Source organism: Pseudomonas sp. SWRI92, from assembly GCF_014268685.1.
GTDB classification, from domain to species: Bacteria; Pseudomonadota; Gammaproteobacteria; order Pseudomonadales; family Pseudomonadaceae; genus Aquipseudomonas; species Aquipseudomonas marvdashtae.
This window is the reverse complement of the sequence record NZ_JABWQY010000015.1, coordinates 66394-90590: the sequence shown is the minus strand read 5'-3', so window position 1 is coordinate 90590 and position 24197 is coordinate 66394. Positions and strand designations below refer to the sequence as shown.

Sequence of the window (24197 nt, the reverse complement as noted above, 5' to 3'; positions counted from 1 at the left end):
CCCTGGGCTGCGGCTTTTGCCGATCAATCAAGTGAAGTACACCCCATCAATGGGCAAACAACGAATTGCCCTTCTGCCCCGCCAGTTTCTCAGGCTTGATCAGGAACCGCGCCAGCGCCGGCAGCAGCCACAGCGCGCCGAACATGTTCCACAGCAGCATGAACGTCAGCATCAAGCCCATGTCGGCCTGGAACTTGATGGCCGAGAAGATCCAGGTGCACACACCAATCGCCAGGCACAGACCGGTGAATAGCACCGCTTTACCAGTGGATTTGAGCGTCTGGTAATAGGCTTCCTGCAACGGCAAGCCGGCCCGCAGGAAACTTTCCAGGCGGCTGTAGATGTAGATGCCGTAGTCCACGCCAATCCCCACGCCCAAGGCTACCACCGGTAAGGTCGCGACCTTCACGCCAATGCCCATGAATGCCATCAGGGCGTTGCCCAGCACCGACGTCAGCACCAGCGGCAACACGATGCACAGCGTCGCCGCCCAGGAACGGAAGGTGATCATGCACATGGTCGCCACGCAGATGTACACCAGGATCAGGATGGTCAGTTCCGACTCCTTGATCACTTCGTTGGTGGCCGCCTCGATCCCGGCGTTACCGGCGGCGAGGATGAACTCCAGGCCATCGCGGTTGTTTTCCTTGGCGAAGTCCTGCACCGCCTTCACGGCGCGGTCCAGGGTCTCGGCCTTGTGATCGTTGAGGAACACCAGCACCGGCGCCAGGGAGCAGCTGTTGTTGTACAGGCCATCGGCCCGGGCAATGGAGTTGTTCAGCACGTCCGGGTTGCGCGACAAGGTTTCCCATTTCAGGTTGCCCTCGTTCATGCCCTTGATCATTTGCTTGGACACGGTCACCAGGGAAATCGCCGACTGCACGCCCTCGGTGTTCTGCATCTTCCACATCAGCTCGTCGATAGGCGCCATGGCCTCGTAGCGCGAGCAGCCTTCGGCCTTGGTCTTGACCATCACCACCAGCACATCGGAACTGGTGGAATAGTTGCTGATGATGAAATTGTTGTCCTGGTTGTAACGCGAGTCCGGACGCAGTTCCGGCGCCCCCTGGTCCAAGTCGCCAATCTTCAGGTTCTGGCTGTACCAGAGGCCGCCGCCAAAGGCGAGCACGGCCAGGGCAATCGACACCGGCGCGACTTTGGCGCTGGCGAAATTCGACAGCAGGCGCCAGAACGGATGCTCGCGGGTCGCGTCTTTCTTGCTGCGCTCAACGGCACGCTTGCTGATGCCGACGTAGGAAATCGCCACCGGCAGCAGGATCAGGTTGGTGAACACGATCACCGCCACCCCGATGGACGCGCCGATGGCCAGCTCGCGGATCACGCCGATGTCGATGATCAACAGGGTAATGAAGCCGACGGCATCGGCCAGGATGGCGATCATCCCCGGCAGGAACAATTGGCGGAAGGTGCGCCGTGCGGCGGTCAGGGCGTTGTCCGCCTCGCTGGACTGCAAGGCGATGCCGTTGATTTTCTGCACGCCGTGGGAAATGCCAATGGCGAAGATCAGGAACGGCACCAGCATCGAATACGGATCGAGACCGAAGCCGGCCGCGTGCATCAACCCCAACTGCCAGACCACCGCCACCAGCGTTGTGCTCAACACCGCGACGGTGCTGCGCATGCAGTTGGTGAACCAGTACAGCAGGATCAGGGTAATGACGAAGGCCACGCCGAAGAACAGCACCACCATGACCAAGCCATCGATCAGGTCACCGACCTTCTTGGCGAAACCGACGATGTGAATCTGCACATTCGGATTCTGGGCTTCGAACTTGTTGCGGATCTTGTCTTCAAGCTCGTGGGAAAACTTGCGGTAGTCCAAGGCGAGCAATTTGCCCTGGTCCTGCGGGTCCGGGTAAGACTCCAGCAGCGGGATATCGATGATGCTCGACTTGAAATCGTTGGCGACAAGACGCCCCACCTGGCCGGACTTGAGCACGTTGTTGCGCAGAAGATCGAGGCTTTCGGCCGAGCCGTTGTAACTCTGCGGAATCACCTCGCCACCGGCGAAGCCCTCTTCCGTCACCTCGGTCCAGCGCACGCTGGGGCTCCAGAGTGACTTCAGGCCGGAGCGGTCGACGCCCGAAATGTAGAACACTTCGTCGTGGATCTGGCGCAGCGTCTCCATGTAGTCCTTGGAAAAGATATCGCCGTCGGTGGCCTCCACGGAAATCCGCACCGTGTTGCCCAGGTTCGCCAGGTCATTGCGGTGCTCGAGCATCTTCTCGATGAAGGGGTGCTGGAGGGGGATCATTTTTTCGAAACTGGTGGACGGCCGGATCAGCGTGGCCTGCCAGAACAGGAAAATGCTGACCAGCAGGCAGATGATGATCACTGCCGGGCGGTTGTTGAATATAAGGCGTTCGAGAAACGTCGCCTTGTCTTGGTGATGACTGCTCATGGGGTCCGCCTTCTTGTTATTGTGCCCGTCTGACAGGCCCGGCTCATTTGCTCAATTCGGCGCCCGAGGACGTGGTGGCGCGAACGCCGCCCTGTCCCGCCAGGATCAGGTTGCCGTTGCCCGCCGCCGTGACCGCCGCCACCGAAATACGATCCGGGCGGTTGAACACGCTGAAGGTCACGCCGTCATCGGTGCTGCGCACCACACTGCCGCCGTTGCCGACGATCACGATCGAGCCGTCCGACAGAAGCGTGCTTCCCGACAAACCGAACTCCAACGCGCCACGGGCGGCCTTGAGTTCGACCTGCTCCCAGGTATCGCCGAAATCGGTGGAGCGGTAGAGGTTGCCGCGCAGGCCATAGGCCAACAGTGTCGAAGGCTGGGCGGTGCCAATCACGCCAAACAGCGAGCCCTCATACGGGCCTTCGAGCTTTTCCCAGGTCTGTCCCCAGTCGGGGGATCGGAACATGCTGCCGGCTTCGCCGACGATGAACAGCCCGGCGTCTTTCACGGCCGTCAAGGCGTTGAGATGGAATTGGTCTTCGTTGTCGAGGCGGTCACTGACGTCGGCCCAGTGCTTGCCGCCATCGGTGGTTTCGTACAACGCACCGTAGGCGCCCACCGCAAGACCATGGCTGGCGTCCTTGAACCAGACGTCCAGCAACGGCGCTTCGCGGGTGAGGTCTTCGAATTGCTTGGTCCAGGTACTGCCACCGTCGTCGCTGGCGAGGATCTGCGCGTCGTGCCCGACGGCCCAGCCGTGTTTGTCGTCGACGAAAAACACCGCGGTGAGCAGTTGGCGAGTCGGCACCTTGGCCTGGGTCCAGGTCTTGCCCTGGTCATCGGAATAGACGATATGCCCACGGTCGCCGACCGCCACCAGGCGCGGCCCGGCGTGGACCACATCGAGCATCAGGGTCTTGCTGGCCTTGGCCGATTCGACGGAGTAGATGACATCGGACGTCGATGCCGCGACCGCCAGCACCGGTGCCGACAAGACGGCAGAGCCCAGCAGCGAGAGCACCGAGGCCAGCAACGCCACTCGGCGCAGCAACGGCGGCCGGCAGCGGCCCACAGCCATGACAGGCTCATTCATAGACCTTTCCCCCATTATTATTGTTATGGCGTGATACGTTGCCAGTCTTGGAGCATAGCCCTGAAACCTGCAATCTAGAGCCACTCGCAAGCGGAACCTATCGTATCGGGCTTTCGAAAGGTCTGACAATCGACGCCACGTTATCTTTTGTTAACCACGGGGGTATCGGCCAAGGGTGAATCAGAAGACATTCGTGAGGGTGATGGATGTGGCGAGGGAGCTTGCTCCCGCTGGAGGCCGAAGGACTCCCTGATCTTGGTTCACACGCCTTTTATGGCGAAATGAATCAAGATCGGGCCTGCTTCGCAGGCCAGCGGGAGCAAGCTCCCTCGCCACAAAGGCAACGCGAATCCGGTCACGCCAGGCTCTTGCTCACCACCTCGAACACATCGGCGGAAAGCCCGCCGGACGCCAGGATGCGCTCCAGCTCGGCCTTCATCAGCGCCTGGCGGGCGCTGTCGTACTTGCGCCAGCGAGTCAGCGGCGCCAGTTGCCGCGAGGCGATCTGCGGGTTGAAGCCGTTGAGCTCGATCACCAGGTCCGCCAGGAAGCGATAACCCGAGCCGTCGGCTGCGTGGAAGTTGATCAGGTTCTGCCCGGCAAACGCGCCCACCAGCGCCCGTACCTTGTTCGGGTTCTTGATATTGAACGCCGGGTGCTCCATCAGCGCCTTGACTCGCGCCAGCCCACCCGGCAGCGGGCTGCCGGCCTGGACGCTGAACCACTGATCCATGACCAGCGGGTTGCCCTTGAAGTTTTCCGCGAACACTTCCAGCGCCTTGGCTTTTTCGGCTTCGTATGGCGAATTCACCAGCACCGCCAGCGCGGTCAGGCGCTCGGTCATGTTGTCGGCGGTGTCGAACTGTTCCAGGGTCGCGCTCAGCACCTCGGGCTTGTCCGTCAGCATCAGGTACGACAGGGCGATGTTTTGCAGCGCGCGCCGAGCGAAGTGCTCGGCCTCGGCCACGTATGGCGTGCGCTTGGACAGGTCGCGGTTGGCTTCATAGCGCAGCCACAACGCCTCGAACAGGCTCTCGGCCAACTGCCGGCGGGCAAATTCGCGGGCGGCGTGGATCGCCTCGACGTCCGCCACCTCACTGATTTCGGTCAGGTAGGCTTCGCTTGGCAGCGAGAGCATTTCCGCGACCATCGCCTGGTCCAGGGATTCGTCCGACAGGACGGCGCGCAACGCGCTGACCAGCCGCGGATCGAGCACCAGGCCCTGGCCCTTCTGATGCTGGCCGATCAATTCCTGCAACACCTGCACCGATAGCTGCTGGCCGGCGTCCCAGCGGTTGAAGCCATCGCTGTCGTGCTGCATCAGGAACATCAACTGGTCGCGATCATACGGGAAGCTCAGCTTCACCGGCGCCGAGAAACCGCGCAGCAGCGACGGCAAAGGTTTCTCGGTAACGTCTACGAATGTGAACGTCTGCTCGGCTTCGGTGACCGAGATCACTCGGGTGGTGCCGTTCGCCGCCGCCTCATCGGCCAGGCGCAACGGGATCTCGGCGCCCTTGCTGTCCAACAGGCCCAGTTCCACGGGAATCACGAACGGCAGTTTTTCAATCTTGTCCGGCGTCGGCGGACAGCTCTGGCGGAAGGTCAGGCTGTAGATCTTGGCCGCGGCGTCGTAGGACTCGCTCACCGCCAGCCGTGGCGTGCCGGCCTGGCTGTACCAGCGCTTGAACTGGCTCAGGTCGACACCGTTGGCATCTTCCATGGCCTTGATGAAATCGTCGCAGGTTACGGCCTGGCCATCGTGGCGCTCGAAGTACAGGTCGCTGCCCTTGCGAAAACCCTCAGGCCCCAACAGTGTGTGGATCATGCCGACCACTTCCGAGCCCTTCTCGTACACGGTCAGGGTGTAGAAGTTGGAGATCTCGATGAAGCTGTCCGGACGCACCGGGTGGGCCATGGGCCCAGCGTCCTCGGCGAACTGGTGGGTACGCAGGTAAGCCACGTCCTGGATGCGCTTGACGGTCGCGGAATTCATGTCCGCCGAAAAGCCAGCATCGCGGAACACCGTGAAGCCTTCCTTGAGCGACAGCTGGAACCAGTCCCGGCAGGTCACGCGGTTGCCCGACCAGTTATGGAAATATTCGTGGGCGACAATCGCCTCGACCCGCTGGTGCGCGGCGTCGGTGGCGGTTTCGGCCCGGGCCAGCACGGCGCTGGAGTTGAAGATGTTGAGGCCCTTGTTCTCCATGGCGCCCATGTTGAAATCGTTGACCGCGACAATCATGAAGATGTCCAGGTCGTATTCGCGCCCGTACACCTCTTCGTCCCAGCGCATCGACTTCTTCAGGCTGGACATGGCGTGCTGGCACTTGTCGATGTTTTCCGGCTCGACGTAGATGCGCAGCGCCACGGTGCGCTCGGTCATGGTGGTGAAGGTGTCTTCGACGCACCACAGGTCACCGGCCACCAGGGCAAACAGGTAGGCCGGTTTCTTGAACGGGTCTTCCCAGGTCGCCCAGTGCCGCCCGTCTTCGCCAGGACCGCTGGCGATTGGGTTGCCGTTGGACAGCAGCACCGGATAGCTGTGCTGTTCAGCCACCACCGTGGTGGTGAACTTGCTCATTACGTCCGGACGGTCAAGGTAATAGGTGATCTTGCGGAAACCTTCGGCCTCGCACTGGGTGCAGAACATGCTGCCGGATTTGTACAGGCCTTCCAGGGCGGTGTTGGTTTCCGGATGGATGCGCACGGTGGTGTCGAGCGTGAACGCCTGGGCCTTGGGCTGCAAGGTCAGGTGGCTATCGTCGAGTTGATAGTCGCCCTGCCCCAGGTCGGCGTCGTCGAGCTTGATCGACAACAGCTCCAACTGCTGGCCATCGAGCACCAACGGCGGCAGCCCGGCACCGCGCTCGGGATTGCGGCGCATCACCAGTTGCGCATGGACCAGGCTGTGGTCCTCGAACAGCTCGAAGGTCAGGTGCGTCTCGTCGATCAGGTATTCGGGTGCCTGATAGTCCTTCAGGTAAATCATCTTCGGTTGTTCGGTGCGCATGGGTCGAATCCTTCTACTGATGCACGGCGAGCTGGTAAGCCGTGTATTTACGAATATTGATCACGCCGGTGTCGAAAATCAGATACTGGCCCTTGATTCCCAGCAGCGTGCCTTCGGCGATCGGGTTCTTGTCCAGGTTGAAGCTGACGATCTTGGCCGGATATTGCTCCACCGGGTAACGGATCTCGACCGGTTCGACGTCCGCTATGGTCTGGATCGCCTGCAGGCCGAATCGTTCCTGCAAACCCTGCAGGCCTTGGGCGCAGCTTTCAAACAGTGAATCACGAATCCGTGGCAAATCCACCGCGACGGCGTCGCCCTTGAGCAAGGCCCGCCAGTTGGTCTTGTCCGCCACTTGGCTGCGAAACAGGTCTTCGACAAAGCCCGACTGCTGCCGGGTCGCCACTCGCAGGATCGGCAACGCCTGGCTCGCGCCCTGGTCCAGCCAGCGGGTCGGCAACTGCGTGGCACGGGTGATGCCGACTTTCACGCCTGAGGAGTTGGCCAGGTAGACCACATGATCGGTCATGCAGAACTGCTCGCCCCAGGCCGGATCCCGGCAAGTGCCCGCCTCGAAATGGCAACGTTCCGGGCTCATGATGCACAGGTCGCACTGGGCCAGCTTGGTCATACAGGGGTAGCAATAACCCTGGCTGAAACTGGTCTTGGTCCGGCGTCCGCAGTGGGTGCAGTGGATCGCACCGAGGTATTCCAGGCGGATCGTGCTGCCGATCAATGGATTGACCGGCACCTCGACGTCGCCCAGGCGAAAGGCGTATTGAACGTTCGGCCCGTCAAGGCGTGCCGACATCTTGCTGATTGCACCGCGGCCAATCTCGATCAATGGATGGCGTCCGATTTGAACAGGATATTCGGCACTTCGGTCGCTTTCGACTGGCATTCCTGCGGGCCCATGTAGCCGGTGCGCTCTTCCTCGGGCAGGTTCTGGATTTCCCAGGCGATCATCGCCTGCAGCGACAGTTCGCGTTGCTCGGCGGTGAGCTTGTTGCCATCGGCCCATTTACCGATTTCCACGGCCAGCTTCAGGCTGCGGTAGATATCGGGGGTGATGTTCTTGATCATTTCGTTAAAGGAAGACATGGGTTCTCCGCGCAAACGCGCATTGTCAAAAGGCACAGGCGCCGGTCAAAGGGCCATTTTACGGCGAGCGAACAGCCCGCCCAACAAACCCGTGAAGCAGCCGACGAGCAGCCCGCCGACGTGGGCCGCATTGGCGATTTCACCGAAACCGATCAGCGAGACCAGCCCGGACAGGCACAACAGCAACCACACCAGCATCATCACCAGCACCCCACGGGGCAAGTGATAGGCCGGGTTCGGTGCGAGCAGTTGGTAAATCCAGCAATGCCCCAGCAGGCCGTATAGCACCCCGGACAGCCCGCCGAACAGCGTCGCGCCACTGAACACGTACTGGGCGAAATTCGACACGAGGCTGAACAGCAGCGTCAGCCCCAACAGGTTGATACCTCCCTGGCGCGCTTCGATCCTGCGCCCCAGCTCCCAGTACCACATGCCATTCATGGCGATGTGCAGGAAACCGAAGTGAACCAGCATCGGTGTTACCAGGCGCCACCACTGTCCCGCCGCCAGGCTGTCGCCCAGCGGGGTGAACTGGATGTAGTCACCGACCACGCGAAATTCAAGGAAGGTCAGCCAGCGCAACGTCTCGAGGTTTTCACCCAGCAGGGTCACGGCCGCGACGATCAGGCTCGACAACAACACCAGCGCGGTGATCGGGCTGGCCTTCAGTTGCTGGACAAACCCGGGGCGAGTCGAGGTGCGGCCGGAGGCTGGAAGCTCCAACTGCTGGTCCGGATCGCCAGCGGGAAAACGGGCATAGAGCGAACGCACGTCTTCGCTGATTTCATCCGGCACCCAAAGCACTTGCTCGCCCGCCTCTTCGCTGACGCGATGGGGCACTTGCATGCGTTGCAGCAGCTTGACGAAGCCGCTCAGGTCGACTGCCAGGGGCAGGCGCAAAACCGCGACGACACTCATCGCACAACCTCCGGCCGTTCGACATCGACCCAGACGAACTTGTGCGGATCCAGGCGGGTTTCCTGGTCGAGTCGATAGGCGACCAGCTTGCCATAGAGCACGGCGCTGTAATCCAGGCAGGCCAGGTTCGGACGCAGCGGCGCAGGTTTGCCGCTGCGCCAGTAATGCCCGACGAACAACAACGGCTCGTCGACGCCATAGCGCAGCAGGTTGTTCTTTTCATCCGGGGACAACGGTGTGCGGGCCACCGGTTCGGGCAGCGCATCGGGTTGGAACACGATGTCGCCGTAGGTCTGCGGGTTGTCTTCCCAGAATTTGGTGCGAAAAAACGAGCGGGTCAGACCATCGCCGCCTGTAAGGGTCATGCCATGGGGCAAGCGCATATCGGTACCGCGCAGCAAACGGTCGAACACGGTACAGGCGAAACTGCCCGATTCAGCCGAGGCCTGGAGAAAATGCTCGTCGACGCAGCCATTGGGGAACAAACCCCGCAACGGCTCGATCAGGCCGGCGTCCCAGCAGGCGTGCACAACCCGGAAGCGCCCGGCGTCGATAAACAGCGGTAGCTCGTAGAACCACTTGAGGAAATCCTGCCAGTCGCCCGGATGTTGCTCGAATTGACTCAGGGTTTCGTTGAGCAGGCGTGCGTGTCGCGGCGTGTGTTCGCGCACGTAGCGCTGGCCGCTGCCCGGCAACGCCGGTGTGCTCCAGCCCAGGGCGTTGAACTCATGGTTGCCCATGATGCACAACGCCTGGCCGGCCTGGACCATGTCGTGGACGATGTGCAGCGCCTCGCGAATCCGCGGACCCCGGTCAATGATGTCGCCAAGGAACACGGCCATGCGCGACGGATGCCGCCAGACCCCGCCCTGCTTGTGGTAACCGAGTCGGTCCAGCAGGTGTTCCAGCGTCAAGGCGCATCCGTGCACGTCGCCGATCAGATCGTAACTGCGCGCGGGATCGAGCATCAGTCGCCTCCACCCCCCAACCGACTGCCCCAGCCGAGCTTGGTCCGGCAGACTTCGTAGTAATTGTGGTCCAGCGGGTGGATCAGGCGCAGCTTCTGCGCTTTCTTGCTGACGGTGATGGTGTCACCTGGCGCGCAGGTGAAATGGTTCTGGCCGTCACAGGACACTTGCGGGTAGATCTGCATATCCTTGGACACGACGATTTTCAGCTCACTGTTGCCATCGACCACGATGGGTCGCCCAGACAAGGTATGGGGGTACATCGGCACAATCACAATAGCGTCGAGCTTGGGGTGCATGATCGGCCCGCCGGCAGACAGTGCATACGCGGTGGAACCGGTCGGCGTGGCGACGATCAGGCCGTCGGCCTTCTGGCTGCAGACGAACTGGCCGTCGATATACAGCTCGAACTCGATCATGCGCGTGGATTTGCCGGGGTGCAGCACCACGTCGTTGAGCGCGTCGCCCTGGCCGATGGCCTCGGCGTGACGACGCACCTCGGCTTGCAGCAGGAAGCGGTTTTCCACCAGGTAATGGCCGTCGAGCACCTCGGCGACCTTGATTTCCAGCTCGTCAGGGCGGATATCGGTCAAGAAACCCAGGCTGCCACGATTGATCCCCAGCACCGGAATATTATGCCGGGCCAGTGCCCGGGCGGCGCCCAGCAAGCTGCCGTCGCCACCGACCACGATGACCATGTCGCAGACTTCGCCGAGCATCTTGCGCGACGAAGTCTGCAGGCCGTGGCCCGGCAGCACTTCGGCGATGGTATCTTCGAGGATCACGTGCAGGTGCCGCTCCAGGAGGAAGCGCTTGAGACGGCGAACGGTGTCCAGCACCTGCGAACTGCCCAGGCGACCGATGATGCCGATATTGCGAAATTGCTCCATGAGGCTCCTGCGAAGGTCTGCGGCGGGCGAAAAACACGATTATGGGCGAAAGCGCTCCATAGACAAAATTCTTTAAGCCTCCGGCGCAACGGCTATGCTCGCAAGATGATCCTGTTCCCTGAATTGCTGGACCTGCCCCGCCGCCTGCACCATCCCGAAGTGCGCGACCTGGCGTGGGTGATCGTCGCCCCGCCGATGCTCATCGACCCGCCTTGGCCCCAGCGCCATCCGCTGGCGGGCAGTGATTGGGTGCAACAGCCCTATCGACTGGAAGATTGGCTGCGACAATTGGACCGCGACAGCTATCCACTCCTGCAGTGCCTGTCCCAAGGGCGGACGAGGCGCCTGGGCCTGTATTACGAAAGGCTGTGGCAGTTTGCCGTGCAGCACGCACCGGGGATCGAGTTGATCGCAGCGAACCTGCCGATCCGCCGCGAAGGCCATACGCTGGGCGAGCTGGACCTGTTGCTGCGCGATGGCGAAGGGGTTCATCACTTGGAACTTGCGATCAAGCTGTACCTCGGGCCACAGCACGGTAACGGGCTCGATACCGCGCAATGGCTTGGCCCGGGCTGCCATGACCGGCTCGACCGCAAGCTGGCGCACCTGCGCGAGCATCAACTGCCGATCTCGGCACGTCCGGAGAGTCGCGAAGCCCTGGCAGCGCTGGGCATCGAACACTCGGGCATCGAGTCATTTCGCTCGCACCTGTGGCTCGGCGGTTATTTGCTTTACCCCTGGCCAGGCGAGGCCGAACCACCCAGCGGTGCTCATCCCAGGCACTTGCGCGGCCGGTGGCTGCACCAACGAGATTGGCTCGGATTCGTCGCCCAGCGCCCGCCAGGCCGCTGGCAACCCCTGCCCCGCGCGGCCTGGTTGGCCCCGGCGCATTACCCGGCGGACCAGACCTGGACCGCCGCGCAACTGGACGCTTGGCGAGCGACCCTCGACCCCATGGCGCCCGCGCAACTGATGGTGCGCCTGACGGAAAATGCCAAGGGCGAGTGGGAGGAAGCCGAACGGGCATTCCTGGTGGCGGATCTGTGGCCGGATGTGCCGGGCAATGGCTAAGCGCCCGCCCGGCTGAACGCCTGCTCGCGCGATGCGTCCGACTCGGTCTAGAAGGACAGCCGCACCGCCAGCGCCGCCAACGTCACCAGCAACACCGGCACCGTCAGGACGATCCCGACCTTGAAGTAATAACCCCAACCGATCTGGATGTTCTTGCGCGCCAGCACATGCAGCCACAGCAACGTCGCCAGGCTGCCAATCGGGGTGATTTTCGGACCCAGGTCGCTGCCGATGACGTTGGCATAGATCATCGCTTCCTTCACCACACCGGTGGCCTGGCTGGCGTCGATGGACAAGGCACCGATCAGTACCGTCGGCAGGTTGTTCATCACCGATGAGAGCAACGCCGTCAGCAAGCCGGTGCCCATGGCCGCGCCCCACACACCGTAGCCGGCGAAGGCGTCGAGCCACTGGGCCAGATAGTCGGTCAGCCCGGCGTTGCGCAGGCCATAGACCACCAGGTACATGCCCAAGGAGAAGATCACGATCTGCCACGGCGCTTCTTTCATCGCCTTGCGAGTAGAGATCTTGTGACCGCGAGCCGCGACAGCCAACAACAATGCGGCGCAGACCGCCGAGATCGCGCTGATGGGAATCCCCAGCGGCTCCAGGGCAAAGCAACCCAGCAGCAGGATCACCAGCACCGCCCAACCTGCATAAAACGTGGCCTTGTCGTGGATCGCCGTTGCGGGATCGTCCAACTGATCAGGGTCATAGTCACGGGGGATGTCGTGGCGAAAGAACCACAACAAGATCGCCAGGCTCGCCGCCACGCTGACCAGGTTCACCGGCACCATCACCGCCGCGTAGCGGTTGAAGCCAATGCCGAAGAAGTCCGCCGAGACGATGTTCACCAGGTTCGACACCACCAACGGCAGGCTCGCGGTATCGGCGATGAAACCGGCACCCATGACGAACGCGAGGGTCGCCGCCGGGGAGAACCGCAAAGCCAGCAACATCGAAATCACGATGGGCGTCAGGATCAGCGCCGCGCCGTCGTTGGCGAACAGCGCCGACACCAGTGCCCCGAGCAGCACCATGAATGCGAACAGCTTGCGTCCGCTGCCTCGCCCCCATCGGGCCACATGCAGGGCGGCCCAGGCAAAAAAGCCGGCCTCGTCCAGCAACAGGCTGATGATGATCAGCGCAACAAACGTGCCGGTGGCGTTCCAGATGATGTGCCACACCAAGGCGATATCACCGACCTGCACCACCCCGCTCAGCAACGCCAACAGCGCGCCGAGCATGGCGCTCCAGCCGACACCCAGCCCTTTGGGCTGCCAGATCACCAACGTTATGGTCAGCAGGAAAATCAACGACGCGAGAAGCATGCGCAACAACCTTGGGAGTAAAACGGTTTGAAAGAAAGCGTCAGCAACAGCGCGCCACCGGACGATCGGCCATGGCGTGCAAACGGTAGTAGACCCATTGCCCTTGGCGCCGGTCGCTTCGGCATTGCAATACGCCCCCGTGGCGAGGGAGCAAGCTCCCTCGCCACGGGATCTACCGTACTGTCGAGATCAAACCTTCTTGTGCTGCTCGACCCACTGGCCATAGGCATCGATGAATTTCTGCAGGAACGGTCGTACAGATTCCGACAGGTTACCGGCTTCGTCGAAGGCAGTTCCCGCGCCACTCAGGTAAGCTTCAGGTTGCTGCATGCAAGGCACATCGAGAAACACCAGGGACTGGCGCAAATGGTGGTTGGCACCAAAACCGCCGATGGCGCCGGGCGATGCGCTGAAGACCGCGCCAGGCTTGCCGCTCAGGCAACTTTTGCCGTAGGGACGCGAGCCGACATCGATGGCGTTTTTCAGCGGAGCGGGCACCGAGCGGTTGTATTCGGGCGTGACGAACAACAGCGCATCGGCAGCGCCCACCTGCTGGCGAAACGTGGTGTAGGCCGCTGGCGGCGTTACGTCGATGTCTTCGTTGTAGAGCGGCAGCTCGCCGATTTCGACAATTTCCAGTTTCAGATGAGACGGGGCCATGTCGGCCAGGGCCAGCGCAACCTTACGGTTGATCGATGCCTTGCGCAGGCTGCCCACTAAAACGGCCACTGTGTAGACATTACTCATGAGAGGCTTCTCGACTGTCGGATAAAAGGGAGCCTGTAGTTATAGATGATCGGCACCACAATTGGACCAATGGAACGTCGAAAACCTTCCGGCCGGACTATTTTTTTCATGTAGGAAAACTTACCGCACTTGATCAAGGTCTACAGAACCGCAAATCGAGTGATCTATTTCCAGAGGTTCTAAGCAATGGCAGCAGTACTTGTCGGACAATTTCATGCACGGGACGCCGAAGGTCGCGTCTATTCGGTGCATGAATTCCAAGAATCAGACCCGTCGCCAGACGGCAGTGGCAAGGATGTCATCACCTATAAGCTGGCGATTGGCGACCGAGTCAACAAAAACCCTGAGGGCACGTTTGTCCTGGTGCAGTCCGGTGTCGAACTGACCCGCGAACCTGAAACACAGATAGCCTCATAACCTCAGGTTCGATGAGCAGAAGTCGCACCCGCAATTGGGTTAGGATTCAGCCACTCAATGGCTTACCTGCCTAATACGGACTTCTTGCATGCGTTTACGCCACATCGAAGTGATCCAGGCGCTGCTGCAGACCGGCCATCTCGGTACAGCGGCTGAATGGCTGCAATTGCCGGCGGTCGAAGTCGAGTCGATCCTGCGCGACGCGGAGGCCCAGCTCGGTTTCATGCTGTTCGCCAGCGTACGCGGACGGTTGCAGGCCACTCGAGAAACCCTGGAGTTGCGCGAAGGCATCACGCGACTGTACGACACCCTCGAACCGATACAGCGGCTGGCCAGCAGCCTGAAACATTATCAGGCGCCGCCCCTGCGCATCATCTGCACCCCGCCGCTGGCCCAACAGCTGCTGCCCCTGAGCATCGCCGCCCTGCGCAGGCGCCATCCAGATGCGCCTTGCACGCTGCTCAGCCAACCGACACGCGACATCGTCAAGAGCCTGCTGCTGCGTGAAAGCGACCTGGGCCTGAGCCTGCACGATCCCGAACATCCCGACATCCACTGCCAGATGATCGCCCAAGGCAAACTGCAATTGCTCGCGCCCCACGGCTGGCTGCAACCGCGGCAAAAATACATTTCGCTTCAGGATCTGGCGGGCCAATCGCTGGTCGGGCTCGAGGGCCACGATCCGCTGAGCCCGGTATTCGACCATAAGCTGGCGGCGCTACGGCCGGCACCGCTGGTGCAGATCCGCGTGCAGACCCACCAGATGATGCGTGCGATGGTCGAGGCTGGGGAAGGCCTGGCCATTGTCGACCCGTTCACCGCCTCCGGGGCCAAAGGCAGCGGGCTGGACATTTGCCCGGTGTCGCCGGCCGTTCCCATCTGTCTTTATGCACTGAGCCTGAACGGCGCGCCGCCTTCACCGACAGTGCAATCATTGCTGGAGCGGGTTACGGAACAAGCCGAGGCGTTGCTGAACCACTGACGGTCATGCCCAGCGGATCGTCGAACAACCGGTACCAGAACAACGCCACTTCGGCGGTGTGCCGATCGATGCCGCGATAGCGCAGGTGGTCGATTCCTCCCAGCACATAGCCGCAACGCTCGTAGAGCCGGCAGGCGCCCAGATTGTTGTTCTGGGTTTCCAGCATGATGCCCGGCAGTTTTTTCTTGCGACTCCAGAACTGGGCGACATCGAGCAGGGCCTTGGCTACGCCATGCCGGCGAGCCGGGGCATGCACCGCTAATTCGTCGATGTGGGCGTAACCGTTCCAGTTGGTACTGACGACCAGATGCCCCACCGGCTGGTCATCCAGATAAGCCATGAAGATTTCGCTGTCCGGCGCGTCGCGAAAGCTGCTGAACTCTTCCGGATCGATGCCGTAGCACTTGCGATACGGAACGATGGGCGTCACGGGCCATTGATCCACGGGCCGACCGATCTGCGCCGCGCCGTAGACACTGACCTCGAAACTGAAGTCGCTGCCCCAGATGTAGGCCGCGAAGCCATCATCGACGACGCGCACCGACAGGCCGGGGTGCTTGGGGTTCATGACCGGTTGCATGCTGGGGAACGTCCTCATTCCTTGAGACAACCAACGGCGTCGTGCCATCCATTGCCCTTGCCTCTCGAAACTTCACACATCAAAGCGGGTATCCATGGCCTGCCTTCACTTCAGGTTAGAAGAGACTGGCGATTGTCGCGAGATTGACATGACCGAACCCGTGGGCGGTGCATCAGTTGGCCGCAGCCTGCGCCTCGGCCAATTGCGTCCACAATGCCGGGGCACCGGCCGACTTGGCGATGGCTTCCAGACGTGCGGCATGCTCAGCCAAATCGCTTTCGCTGGCACGGATGATCCGGGCCGGCTTGCGGTCCGCAGGCAGACGACGAATTTCGGTCGCCTGGTTACCCGAACCTTCACCGGTGCCGTTGCCGTCCGAAGCGTTGCCGGCCAGGGACAGGCTGGTCTGGCCGCCGGTCATGGTCAGGTAGACGTCAGCGAGAATCTCGGAGTCGAGCAAGGCGCCGTGCAGTTCACGACCGGAGTTGTCGACGCCGTAGCGCTTGCACAGGGCATCGAGGCTGTTGCGCTGTCCGGGGTGCCGCTCCCGGGCCATCATCAAGGTGTCGAGGATGGTGCAATGCTGGGTGATATCCGCCCGGTCATGCTGACCCATCAGGGCGAATTCATTGTTGATGAACCCGACGTCGAACGCCGCGTTATGAATGATCAGTTGCGCGCCCTGGATGAATTCGAAGAACTCATCGGCCACCTCGGCGAAACGCGGCTTGCCCACCAGGAATTCGTTGGTGATGCCGTGCACGCCGATGGCGCCTTCGTCGCTTTCGCGGTCCGGTTGCAGGTAAACGTGAAAGTGACGGCCGGTCAGGCGCCGACCCATCAGCTCGACACAGCCGATTTCGATAATCCGGTGACCGTCGGTCACCGGCATGCCGGTGGTTTCGGTATCCAGTACTACAGATCTGTTGGCCATCTAGTGTTCAGCTCTCAACGGACAGTCTTGCAAAAGCGCGGATGTTAACACGCTCACGTAAGGATGAGCCGAAGCCTGCTTTTTGTGGCCACAGTTTAATCCTGGCCAGACTGACGAGGCCCGGATCAAGCCTGCTTGTAACCGCGCACTTCATCCACCCCTCGGTTGGCCAACTGGTCGGCCCGCTCGTTTCCGTGGTGACCGATATGACCGCGCACCCATTTCCAGGTGACGTTATGACGGTTGACTTGCTCATCCAGGAGTTTCCAAAGATCAGCGTTTTTGACCGGCTCCTTCGCCGCCGTCTTCCAGCCGCGCTTCTTCCAGTTCGCCATCCACTCGTTGATGCCTTTCATCACATACTGCGAGTCGGTCACCAACAGCACGTCGCATGACCGCTTGAGTTCTTCCAGGCCGCGAATGGCGCCCATCAGTTCCATGCGGTTGTTGGTGGTGTTGGCTTCGCCGCCCCAGAGCTCCTTTTCCACGCCCTTGCACACCAGCAACGCACCCCAGCCGCCCGGGCCGGGATTGCCCTTGCAGGCGCCATCAGTGAAAAGTTCTACGCTATCGCTCATGCCAATCTATCCAAAAAATTGCAAAGGCCTGCCGGTCGGGAGCGATCGACGCCCGAAGCCGAATGCCGGCAAGAACCATCAGAAAAGGGTTACGGCTCGATGTGACGGCGATTGACCTTGGCCATCGGCAAGGGAATCAGCTTGCCCATCGGTTCGCGTCGCGCCTGGCGCACCGGGCGCAAGCCGACTGCGATCTTGCGCGCGACCAATAAATAGAAGCCGCCGCCGGACAGTTGCCAGTCACCGGCCTTGCGCTCCCAGCCGGCCAGACGGGCCTGCCACTTGGGCGACGCAAGCGGCGGACGATAGCACCCGAAGCGGCGTTTCTCCAGCGCGAAGCCCAGCAGGTTCAGCCAGTCGCCTACCCGCGAGGCCGAAATGCAACGGGCCTGGCGCAACGCGTCGCTGGCAAAGACATGCCGCAGCCCCCAACTGCTCCACGGATTGATCCCAATGATCACCAAGTGCCCGCCGGGACGTACGCTGCTGGCGGCTTCTCGCAACAAACCATGGGGCGACAAGCAGAAATCCAGGCCGTGCTGCATCACCACCACGTCGGCGGCGTGCTCGCTCAACGGCCAGGCCTGCTCTTCACAGACAATCTCCACGCCAGGCAACGGCGCGCCCAGGCGAACGTTGCGCTGGACCTGCGGCGCCGAAGGCGGTGTCTGCGCCGAGGGACCGTAATGCACCAGATAACCGCCAAAGAACCGGCCCAGCTCGTCTTCGAGCATACGTCGTTCTTCTTCCAGCAAGAATTGCCCAACCGGGCCGGATAGCCATTCACGGGCGGAGCTGATCAGTGCCAGCCATTCAGGATCGGCCTGAGCGAACGCTTCATCGGTCATTGCATTCTCCAACGCGCCAGGAAGTTCTAAGATGCGCCTTTGTTTTGAGCTTGGCGAATTCCGCGATGATACAGATCACTGCCCTGCCCGCGTTTACCGATAACTACATTTGGTTGTTACAGGATCACTCGACCCGGCACTGCGCCGTGGTCGACCCGGGCGACGCCGCCCCCGTCCAGGCCTGGCTCGACGCGCATCCCGGCTGGGTCTTGAGCGACATCCTGGTCACCCACCATCATCATGACCACGTCGGCGGTGTCCAGGCGCTGAGAAACGCGACCAACGCCACCGTGTACGGCCCTGCCAGCGAGAACATCCCGGCGCGGGACGTGGCCCTGGAGGACAACGCCAACGTCAACGTGCTCGGCCTGGATTTCGACGTCTACGCCGTCCCCGGGCACACGTTGGGGCATATCGCCTATTACCACCGCGGCCTGCTGTTCTGTGGCGACACGCTGTTCGCCGCTGGCTGCGGCAGGCTTTTCGAAGGTACGCCACAACAGATGCACCACTCTCTGGGCCGACTTGCCGCGCTGCCTGAAGATACCCTGGTCTATTGCACCCATGAATATACCCTGAGCAACCTGAAGTTCGCCGCAGCGGTCGAGCCAGCGAACCCGGACATTGCCGCCCGCCTGGAAAAAGTCATCCAGCAACGCGACCAAGGCGTCATCACACTGCCTTCGACCCTGGCCCTGGAAAAACTCACCAATCCTTTTTTGCGCACCGCTGAAACATCCGTTAAACAAAAAGCAGACGAACGGAACGGCCAGCGTAACCAGACGCCGAGTGAGGTTTTTGCGGCCTTGAGGGCGTGGAAAGATAAGTTCTAAGGCAGCTATCGATTGATACAAAAATTCTGAATGGTTGACCTGTTGGGGTGCGCTTCCTAGAATCGGCCGACATTTTTGCCCGGAACTTACTTCCAGCCAATGTCGTCATCTATCCGTAGGTCCGTCCAGTCAGACACATTGACCCGCTTGGCTCAAGCCATCGCGGTGGCTGTGTCCGCCACGCTGGCGGGCTGTCAGAGCAGCGGCCAGGTTCCGCAGGCCGATGTTGCGCATACGCCGAAAATCGCTGCGCGGGCCAAGCAGAAGCCGGTTTGGCTCACCGAGAAGCCCACCCCCCAGGTGCCCCAGGACGTGTGGGAACGCATGCGCCAGGGTTTCCAGCTCCAGGAAACCGCCGGCGTCAACCCGCGCATCGAACAACAGCGCCTATGGTTCGCCAGCAACCCGTCCTTCCTGGAGAACGCCGGCGAGCGTGGCAGCCTGTACATCCATTACATTGTCGAGCGACTTGAAGAACGCAACATGCCGCTGGAGCTGGCGCTGCTGCCGGTGATCGAAAGCGCCTACAACCCCATGGCTTACTCCCGGGCCAACGCAGTGGGGCTGTGGCAGTTCATCCCGTCCACGGGGCGTTATTTCAACCTGCGCCAGACCCGCTTCTACGACGGGCGTCGCGATATCACTGCTTCCACCACGGCCGCCATGGACTACCTGACGCGCCTGCATGACATGTTCAACGGCGACTGGCTGCTGGCGCTGGCGGCGTACAACGCCGGTGAGGGCACCGTCAGCCGGGCCATCGAGCGCAACGAGAAACTGGGCCTGCCCACCGACTACTGGAACCTGCCGTTGCCCAGCGAGACCCAGGCCTATGTGCCGAAGCTGCTGGCGCTGTCCCAGGTGGTGCTGTCCCCCGATGCCTATGGCGTGAATCTCAACCCGATCGCCAACGAACCTTACTTCCAGGTCGTCGAGATCAACCAGCGCATGGACCTGTCCAAGGTCGCCGCGGTCGCGAACATCGACGAAGACGAACTGTTCCAGCTCAACCCGGCCTTCAAGCAGCGCACCACCATCGATGGCCCGCAGCATTTGCTCGTGCCGACGTCCAAGGCGCAGTTGCTGACCGCCAGCCTGTCGACGATGCGCCCGGAAGAACTGATCAGCCCGCGTTCGCTCAAACCGGTTTTCGAAACCGCCGAAGACAGCGACGTGGAAGGTGCCAGGCGCACCTACCGCGTCAAGCGCGGCGACAACCTGGCGCAGATCGCCAAGGCCAACAAGGTCCAGACCAAGGACCTGCAACGCTGGAACAAGCTCAGCGGCAACAAGCTCAAGGTCGGCCAGACCCTGGTGATGCAAGACACCAGGGCTACAAAGGCTAACGGCAAGCGCATCAATACGGTCGTGGCCGCCAAGGGCAAGGAACAAAAGAAGCAGACTCAGTACAAGGTCAAGCAAGGCGACTCGCTGTATGTCGTCGCCAAACGCTTCAATGTCGAGATGCAGCACCTCAAGCGCTGGAACCCACGAATGGGCAAGGCGCTCAAGCCTGGGCAGATGCTGACGGTCTATTCCCCGCATTGACACCGGGGCTCCGGTGGCTGGGGGCTTGTTGTGGCGAGGGGATTTATCCCCGCTGGGCTGCGAAGCAGCCCCCCCTGGATCTATCTGATACACCGAGTTGTCAGGTTCTAGGGCCGCTTCGCGCCCCAACGGGGATAAATCCCCTCGCCACAAGCCCCCGCCTTTTTCCTGCCGATACAAGCTGTTACTGTACAGCCCATAAAAGCCCAAGCCGCCTGTATCGGATCCCAGACTTGATACGTCCCCTCCTCCTGCTCCTGATCAGCCTGGCCCTGAGCTCACCCGCTGGCGCCACCATCAGCGAAAGCCATGGCTATGCGCAATTCGGCACGCTCAAGTACCCAGCCCGATTCACCCACTTCGACTGGGTCAATCCGCAAGCGCCCAAGGGCGGCACCTTGCGGATCATGGCGTTTGGCACCTTCGATACGCTCAACCCCTACACATTCAAGGGCAGCAGCCCGGTCTCCACGGCGAATTTCCTGCAGTACGGCATCAACGAGCTGAACGAGCCGTTGATGGTCGGTACCGGCCAGTACGCGCCGTCCGGGGATGAGCCGACGTCGAGTTACGGCTTGATCGCCCAGTCCGTGGAATACAGCGAGGACCGCAGTTGGGTGGTGTTCAACCTGCGACCCGAAGCACGCTTCCACGACGGCGTACCGATCACCGCCTACGACGTGGCGTTTTCCTATCGAACGCTCCTCAAGGACGGCCATCCGCTGTACCGGACCAACCTTCAGGAAGTGCTGCGAGTCGATATCCTCAGCCCGCTGAAGATCCGCTTCGTCTTCAAGCGCTCGGGCAATCCGCTGCTGATCCTGCGCCTGGGTGAGTTACCGGTGCTGCCACAACATTATTGGAAAAACCGCGATTTCAAGGCGACCACCTTCGAGCCGCCCCTGGGCAGCGGCCCTTACCGCATCACCAAAGTCCAACCGGGCCGCCAATTGATCTTCGAGCGGGTCAAGGATTACTGGGGCAAGGACCTGCCGGTCAATCGCGGCAAATACAATTTCAACCGGATGGAAGTGGAGTTCTACCGCGACAGCGAAGTCGCCTTCGAAGGGTTCAAGGCCGGCGAGTTCGATATCTACATCGAACACCAGGCCAAGAACTGGGCCAACGGGTACAACTTCCCGGCGGTCAACCGTGGCGACGTGATCAAGGCGCAGATCCCCCACCAGATTCCGACCCAGACCCAAGGCCTGTTCATGAACACTCGGCGCGCAACCTTCGCCGAGGTCAAGGTACGGGAAGCCCTGGGATTGATGTTCGATTTCGAATGGACCAACCGCACGCTGTTCAGCGGCGCCTACAAACGCACCCTCAGTTACTACCCCAACAGCGAATTCTCGGCGACAGGCCTTCCGGTGGGCCACGAATGGCTGTTGCTCAAGCCGTACCGCGAGCAACTGCCCGCTCAGTTGCTCACCGAGCCCTTCAGCCTGCCCAAGACCGACGGGCGCGGCATTCCCCGGGAAACCCTGCGCAGGGCCCTGGCCCTGCTGAAGGAAGCCGGATGGACCCTCAACGGCCAGCGCCTGCTGAACGCTGAAAGCCAACCCTTGCGCTTCGAGATCCTGTTGGTGAATCCGAACCTGGAGCGCATCCTCCAGCCTTACGTCGAGAACCTTGCCAGCATCGGCATCCAGGCTCGCCTGCGCACGGTGGACCGCGCCCAGTACAAGCAGCGCCTGGACCAGTTCGACTTCGACATGATCCTGCTGACCCTGGGCCAGACTCTCAGCCCCGGCCTTGAACAATGGCAGTATTTCCACTCCAGCCAGGTCGGGATCAAGGGCAGCAAGAATTATGCGGGGATCGCCAACCCGGTGGTCGACCATTTATTGGAAAAGCTGCTCGCCGCCCAGACTCGCGACGAACAGGTGGCCGCCGGCAAGGCGTTGGATCGTGTGCTGCTGTGGCAGCATTACTGCATCCCCAACTGGTATCTCAATTATCATCGCCTGGCGTACCGCAACCGGTTCGCCTTTGTCACTACGCCGCCCTACACCCTGGGCCTGAGCGCATGGTGGCTGAAATCTTCGGAGAAAGATCAATGAAGCCTTTACGCGCCCTGCTCCTGCAGGCCAGCAGCCTGTTATTCGCCGGGCTGGCTTGTGCCGCGCCGCAGCACGCCTTGACCTTGTACAACGAGCCGCCGAAATACCCGGCCAACTTCAAGCATTTCGACTACGTAAACCCCGACGCGCCCAAGGGCGGGATATTTCGCCAGGGCGGGTTTGGCAGCTTCGACAGCCTCAACCCTTTTATCAACAAAGGCGTACCGGCCGAGGACATCGGCCTGATCTACGACACCCTGGCCAAGCAAGGCCTGGATGAACCGTTCACTGAATACGGCCTGATCGCCGAGAAAATCGAGAAAGCCCCGGACAACGGCTGGGTGCGTTTCTACCTGCGCCCCGAAGCCCGTTTCCATGACGGCCATCCGGTGCGCGCGGACGACGTGGTCTTCAGCTTCCAGACCTTGACCAGGGACGGCGCCCCGATGTTTCGCGGTTATTACAACGATGTCGCCGAAGTCATCGCCGAAGACCCGCTCAAGGTCCTGTTCAAATTCAAGCACACCCACAACCGCGAACTGCCGCTGATCCTCGGCCAACTGCCGGTATTGCCGAAACACTGGTGGGCCGACCGCGACTTCAACAAGGGCAACCTGGAGTTCCCCCTGGGCAGCGGCCCCTACAAGGTCAGCGAAGTGAAGGCCGGTCGCTCGATACGCTATGAGCGCGTGAAGGATTATTGGGGCAAGGACCTGCCGGTCAATCGCGGCTTCTATAATTTCGACGTATTGACCACCGACTATTACCGCGACAACACGGTGGCCGTCGAAGCCCTGAAGGCCGGACAGTTCGATTTCTGGCTGGAGATGAGCGCCAAGAACTGGGCCAATGCCTACAACATCCCGGCCGTCACCGAGGGCCGGCTGGTGAAGGAACAGATCCCCAACGGCAACCCCACCGGCATGCAAGGATTTGTCTACAACCTGCGCCGGCCGGTGTTCCAGGATGTGCGAGTACGCAAGGCCTTGAGCCTGTTGTTGGACTTCGAGTGGACCAACAAGCAGCTGTTCAGCGGCGCTTACGCCCGCACACGCAGTTATTTCGAGAATTCGGAGATGGCCGCCACTGGCCTGCCCGGCGAAGACGAGCTGAAGATCCTCGAACCACTGCGGGGCAAAATCCCCGAGCAGGTCTTCACCGAAGCCTTCCAGCCGTCGATGTGCGACGGTAGCGGCATGATCCGCGACCAGCAGCGCAAGGCCTATCAGTTGCTGCAAGAAGCGGGCTGGCGCATCGTCGACGACAAGATGGTCGATACCCAAGGCAAGCCCGTGGTCCTGGAGTTCCTGCTGGCCCAGACCGAGTTCGAGCGGGTCTTGCTGCCATTCAAGCGCAACCTGAGTGACCTGGGCATAGAACTGGTGATCCGCCGCGTCGACGTGTCCCAGTACATCAACCGCGTGCGTTCACGGGATTTCGACTTGGTGGTGGGCAGCTTCCCGCAGTCCAGCTCACCGGGGAACGAACAGCGCGAATTCTGGATGTCGGCCGCTGCGGACAAACCTGGCAGCCGCAACACCATGGGCCTGAAGGATCCCGCCGTCGACCAGTTGGTGGAACAGCTGATCAACGCCGACTCGCGCAAGAGCCTGGTCACTCATGCCCGCGCGCTGGACCGGGTGTTGCAGTGGGGCTACTACGTGATACCCAACTGGCACATCAAGACCTGGCGCGTCGCCTACTGGAACCACATCGGCCATCCAAAAGTCCCGCCGACTTATGACATCGGCACCACCACCTGGTGGGTCAAACCGGAGATCAAGCCGGCCGATGAAGTGGAGAAACAAGTGATCGAGCAACAAATCGCCGCCCCCGCGAGTGTGGAGTAACAAC

21 protein-coding genes are annotated in these 24197 nt (G+C 61.4%); 7 read left to right on the top strand and 14 right to left on the bottom strand.

The genetic code is table 11. The features are described from left to right. Nucleotides 1-46: 46 nt before the first annotated feature. The 8 genes from HU762_RS20680 to HU762_RS20645 all read right to left on the bottom strand — a co-directional run bounded on the left by HU762_RS20680 (nt 47) and on the right by HU762_RS20645 (nt 10408). Complete coding sequence (locus HU762_RS20680) at nt 47-2422, bottom strand: RND family transporter (protein ID WP_186640147.1); 2376 nt, start codon at nt 2420-2422, stop codon at nt 47-49. Between the two features lie 43 nt (nt 2423-2465). Continuing rightward, nucleotides 2466-3518, bottom strand: coding sequence for a YCF48-related protein (locus tag HU762_RS20675; protein ID WP_186640145.1), 1053 nt, complete (start codon nt 3516-3518; stop codon nt 2466-2468). 355 nt (nt 3519-3873) lie between these two features. Further along, nucleotides 3874-6531, bottom strand: coding sequence for an aminopeptidase N (pepN, locus tag HU762_RS20670; protein WP_186640144.1), 2658 nt, complete (start codon nt 6529-6531; stop codon nt 3874-3876). Between the two features lie 13 nt (nt 6532-6544). Continuing rightward, a complete protein-coding gene (locus HU762_RS20665) occupies nt 6545-7375 on the bottom strand; it encodes a DUF2797 domain-containing protein (protein WP_186640142.1) in 831 nt (276 codons plus the stop codon). Then, on the bottom strand, nt 7372-7632 hold the full coding sequence (locus HU762_RS20660; RefSeq protein ID WP_186640141.1) for a DUF1315 family protein: 261 nt from the start codon (nt 7630-7632) through the stop codon (nt 7372-7374). The genes HU762_RS20665 and HU762_RS20660 overlap by 4 nt, the downstream gene beginning before the upstream one ends. Before the next feature lie 45 nt (nt 7633-7677). After that, a complete protein-coding gene (locus HU762_RS20655; protein ID WP_186640140.1) occupies nt 7678-8550 on the bottom strand; it encodes a rhomboid family intramembrane serine protease in 873 nt (290 codons plus the stop codon). Continuing rightward, nucleotides 8547-9521, bottom strand: a complete 975-nt coding sequence (locus HU762_RS20650; protein WP_186640229.1) for a metallophosphoesterase — start codon at nt 9519-9521, stop codon at nt 8547-8549. Before HU762_RS20650 ends, HU762_RS20655 begins: the two co-directional genes overlap by 4 nt. Then, the gene (locus tag HU762_RS20645; RefSeq protein WP_003180647.1) at nt 9518-10408 is read right to left on the bottom strand and encodes an NAD(+) kinase; all 891 of its coding nucleotides are present in this window, start codon (nt 10406-10408) and stop codon (nt 9518-9520) included. The genes HU762_RS20650 and HU762_RS20645 overlap by 4 nt, the downstream gene beginning before the upstream one ends. Nucleotides 10409-10513: 105 nt before the next feature. Between HU762_RS20645 and HU762_RS20640 the strand changes: the two genes are divergently transcribed. Beyond that, the gene (locus HU762_RS20640) at nt 10514-11479 is read left to right on the top strand and encodes a DUF1853 family protein (RefSeq protein ID WP_186640138.1); all 966 of its coding nucleotides are present in this window, start codon (nt 10514-10516) and stop codon (nt 11477-11479) included. A gap of 47 nt (nt 11480-11526) precedes the next feature. Here the strand turns inward: HU762_RS20640 and HU762_RS20635 are convergent, their stop codons facing one another. After that, nucleotides 11527-12810 carry an arsenic transporter gene (locus HU762_RS20635; protein ID WP_186640136.1) on the bottom strand — a complete coding sequence of 428 codons (1284 nt, stop codon included), beginning with the start codon at nt 12808-12810 and terminating at the stop codon, nt 11527-11529. 189 nt (nt 12811-12999) lie between these two features. After that, nucleotides 13000-13557 (bottom strand): NAD(P)H-dependent oxidoreductase, encoded by a 558-nt coding sequence (locus tag HU762_RS20630; protein ID WP_186640134.1) that lies wholly within the window; start codon nt 13555-13557, stop codon nt 13000-13002. A gap of 186 nt (nt 13558-13743) precedes the next feature. Here HU762_RS20630 and HU762_RS20625 point away from each other — a divergent pair, with 186 nt between their 5' ends. Both HU762_RS20625 and HU762_RS20620 read left to right on the top strand, forming a co-directional pair. Next, on the top strand, nt 13744-13974 hold the full coding sequence (locus HU762_RS20625) for a hypothetical protein (protein ID WP_186640132.1): 231 nt from the start codon (nt 13744-13746) through the stop codon (nt 13972-13974). 88 nt (nt 13975-14062) lie between these two features. Continuing rightward, the gene (locus tag HU762_RS20620) at nt 14063-14956 is read left to right on the top strand and encodes a LysR substrate-binding domain-containing protein (protein WP_186640130.1); all 894 of its coding nucleotides are present in this window, start codon (nt 14063-14065) and stop codon (nt 14954-14956) included. Here the strand turns inward: HU762_RS20620 and HU762_RS20615 are convergent. From HU762_RS20615 to HU762_RS20600, 4 genes are all read right to left on the bottom strand, one after another. Continuing rightward, the gene (locus HU762_RS20615) at nt 14922-15536 is read right to left on the bottom strand and encodes a GNAT family N-acetyltransferase (protein ID WP_186640128.1); all 615 of its coding nucleotides are present in this window, start codon (nt 15534-15536) and stop codon (nt 14922-14924) included. The two genes, HU762_RS20620 and HU762_RS20615, sit on opposite strands and share 35 nt — an antisense overlap. 172 nt (nt 15537-15708) lie before the next feature. Further along, nucleotides 15709-16470 (bottom strand): DNA polymerase III subunit epsilon, encoded by a 762-nt coding sequence (gene dnaQ, locus HU762_RS20610; RefSeq protein WP_186614965.1) that lies wholly within the window; start codon nt 16468-16470, stop codon nt 15709-15711. Nucleotides 16471-16595: 125 nt separating this feature from the next. After that, nucleotides 16596-17048, bottom strand: coding sequence for a ribonuclease HI (gene rnhA / locus HU762_RS20605; RefSeq protein WP_003180633.1), 453 nt, complete (start codon nt 17046-17048; stop codon nt 16596-16598). 89 nt (nt 17049-17137) lie between these two features. Continuing rightward, nucleotides 17138-17896: a methyltransferase domain-containing protein gene (locus HU762_RS20600; protein ID WP_186614963.1), complete on the bottom strand. Its 759-nt coding sequence runs from the start codon at nt 17894-17896 to the stop codon at nt 17138-17140. Nucleotides 17897-17961: 65 nt separating this feature from the next. On the opposite strand from HU762_RS20600, the gene gloB reads away from it, so the two are divergent. The 4 genes from gloB (at nt 17962) to HU762_RS20580 (ending at nt 24193) form a co-directional block, all read left to right on the top strand. Continuing rightward, nucleotides 17962-18729: a hydroxyacylglutathione hydrolase gene (gene gloB, locus HU762_RS20595; protein ID WP_186640126.1), complete on the top strand. Its 768-nt coding sequence runs from the start codon at nt 17962-17964 to the stop codon at nt 18727-18729. Nucleotides 18730-18828: 99 nt separating this feature from the next. After that, on the top strand, nt 18829-20277 hold the full coding sequence (locus tag HU762_RS20590) for a transglycosylase SLT domain-containing protein (protein ID WP_186640124.1): 1449 nt from the start codon (nt 18829-18831) through the stop codon (nt 20275-20277). A 236-nt stretch (nt 20278-20513) separates the two neighbouring features. Continuing rightward, a complete protein-coding gene (locus HU762_RS20585) occupies nt 20514-22343 on the top strand; it encodes an extracellular solute-binding protein (RefSeq protein ID WP_186640227.1) in 1830 nt (609 codons plus the stop codon). Then, nucleotides 22340-24193 carry an extracellular solute-binding protein gene (locus HU762_RS20580; protein ID WP_186640122.1) on the top strand — a complete coding sequence of 618 codons (1854 nt, stop codon included), beginning with the start codon at nt 22340-22342 and terminating at the stop codon, nt 24191-24193. Before HU762_RS20585 ends, HU762_RS20580 begins: the two co-directional genes overlap by 4 nt. The last annotated feature ends 4 nt before the right edge of the window (nt 24194-24197 follow it).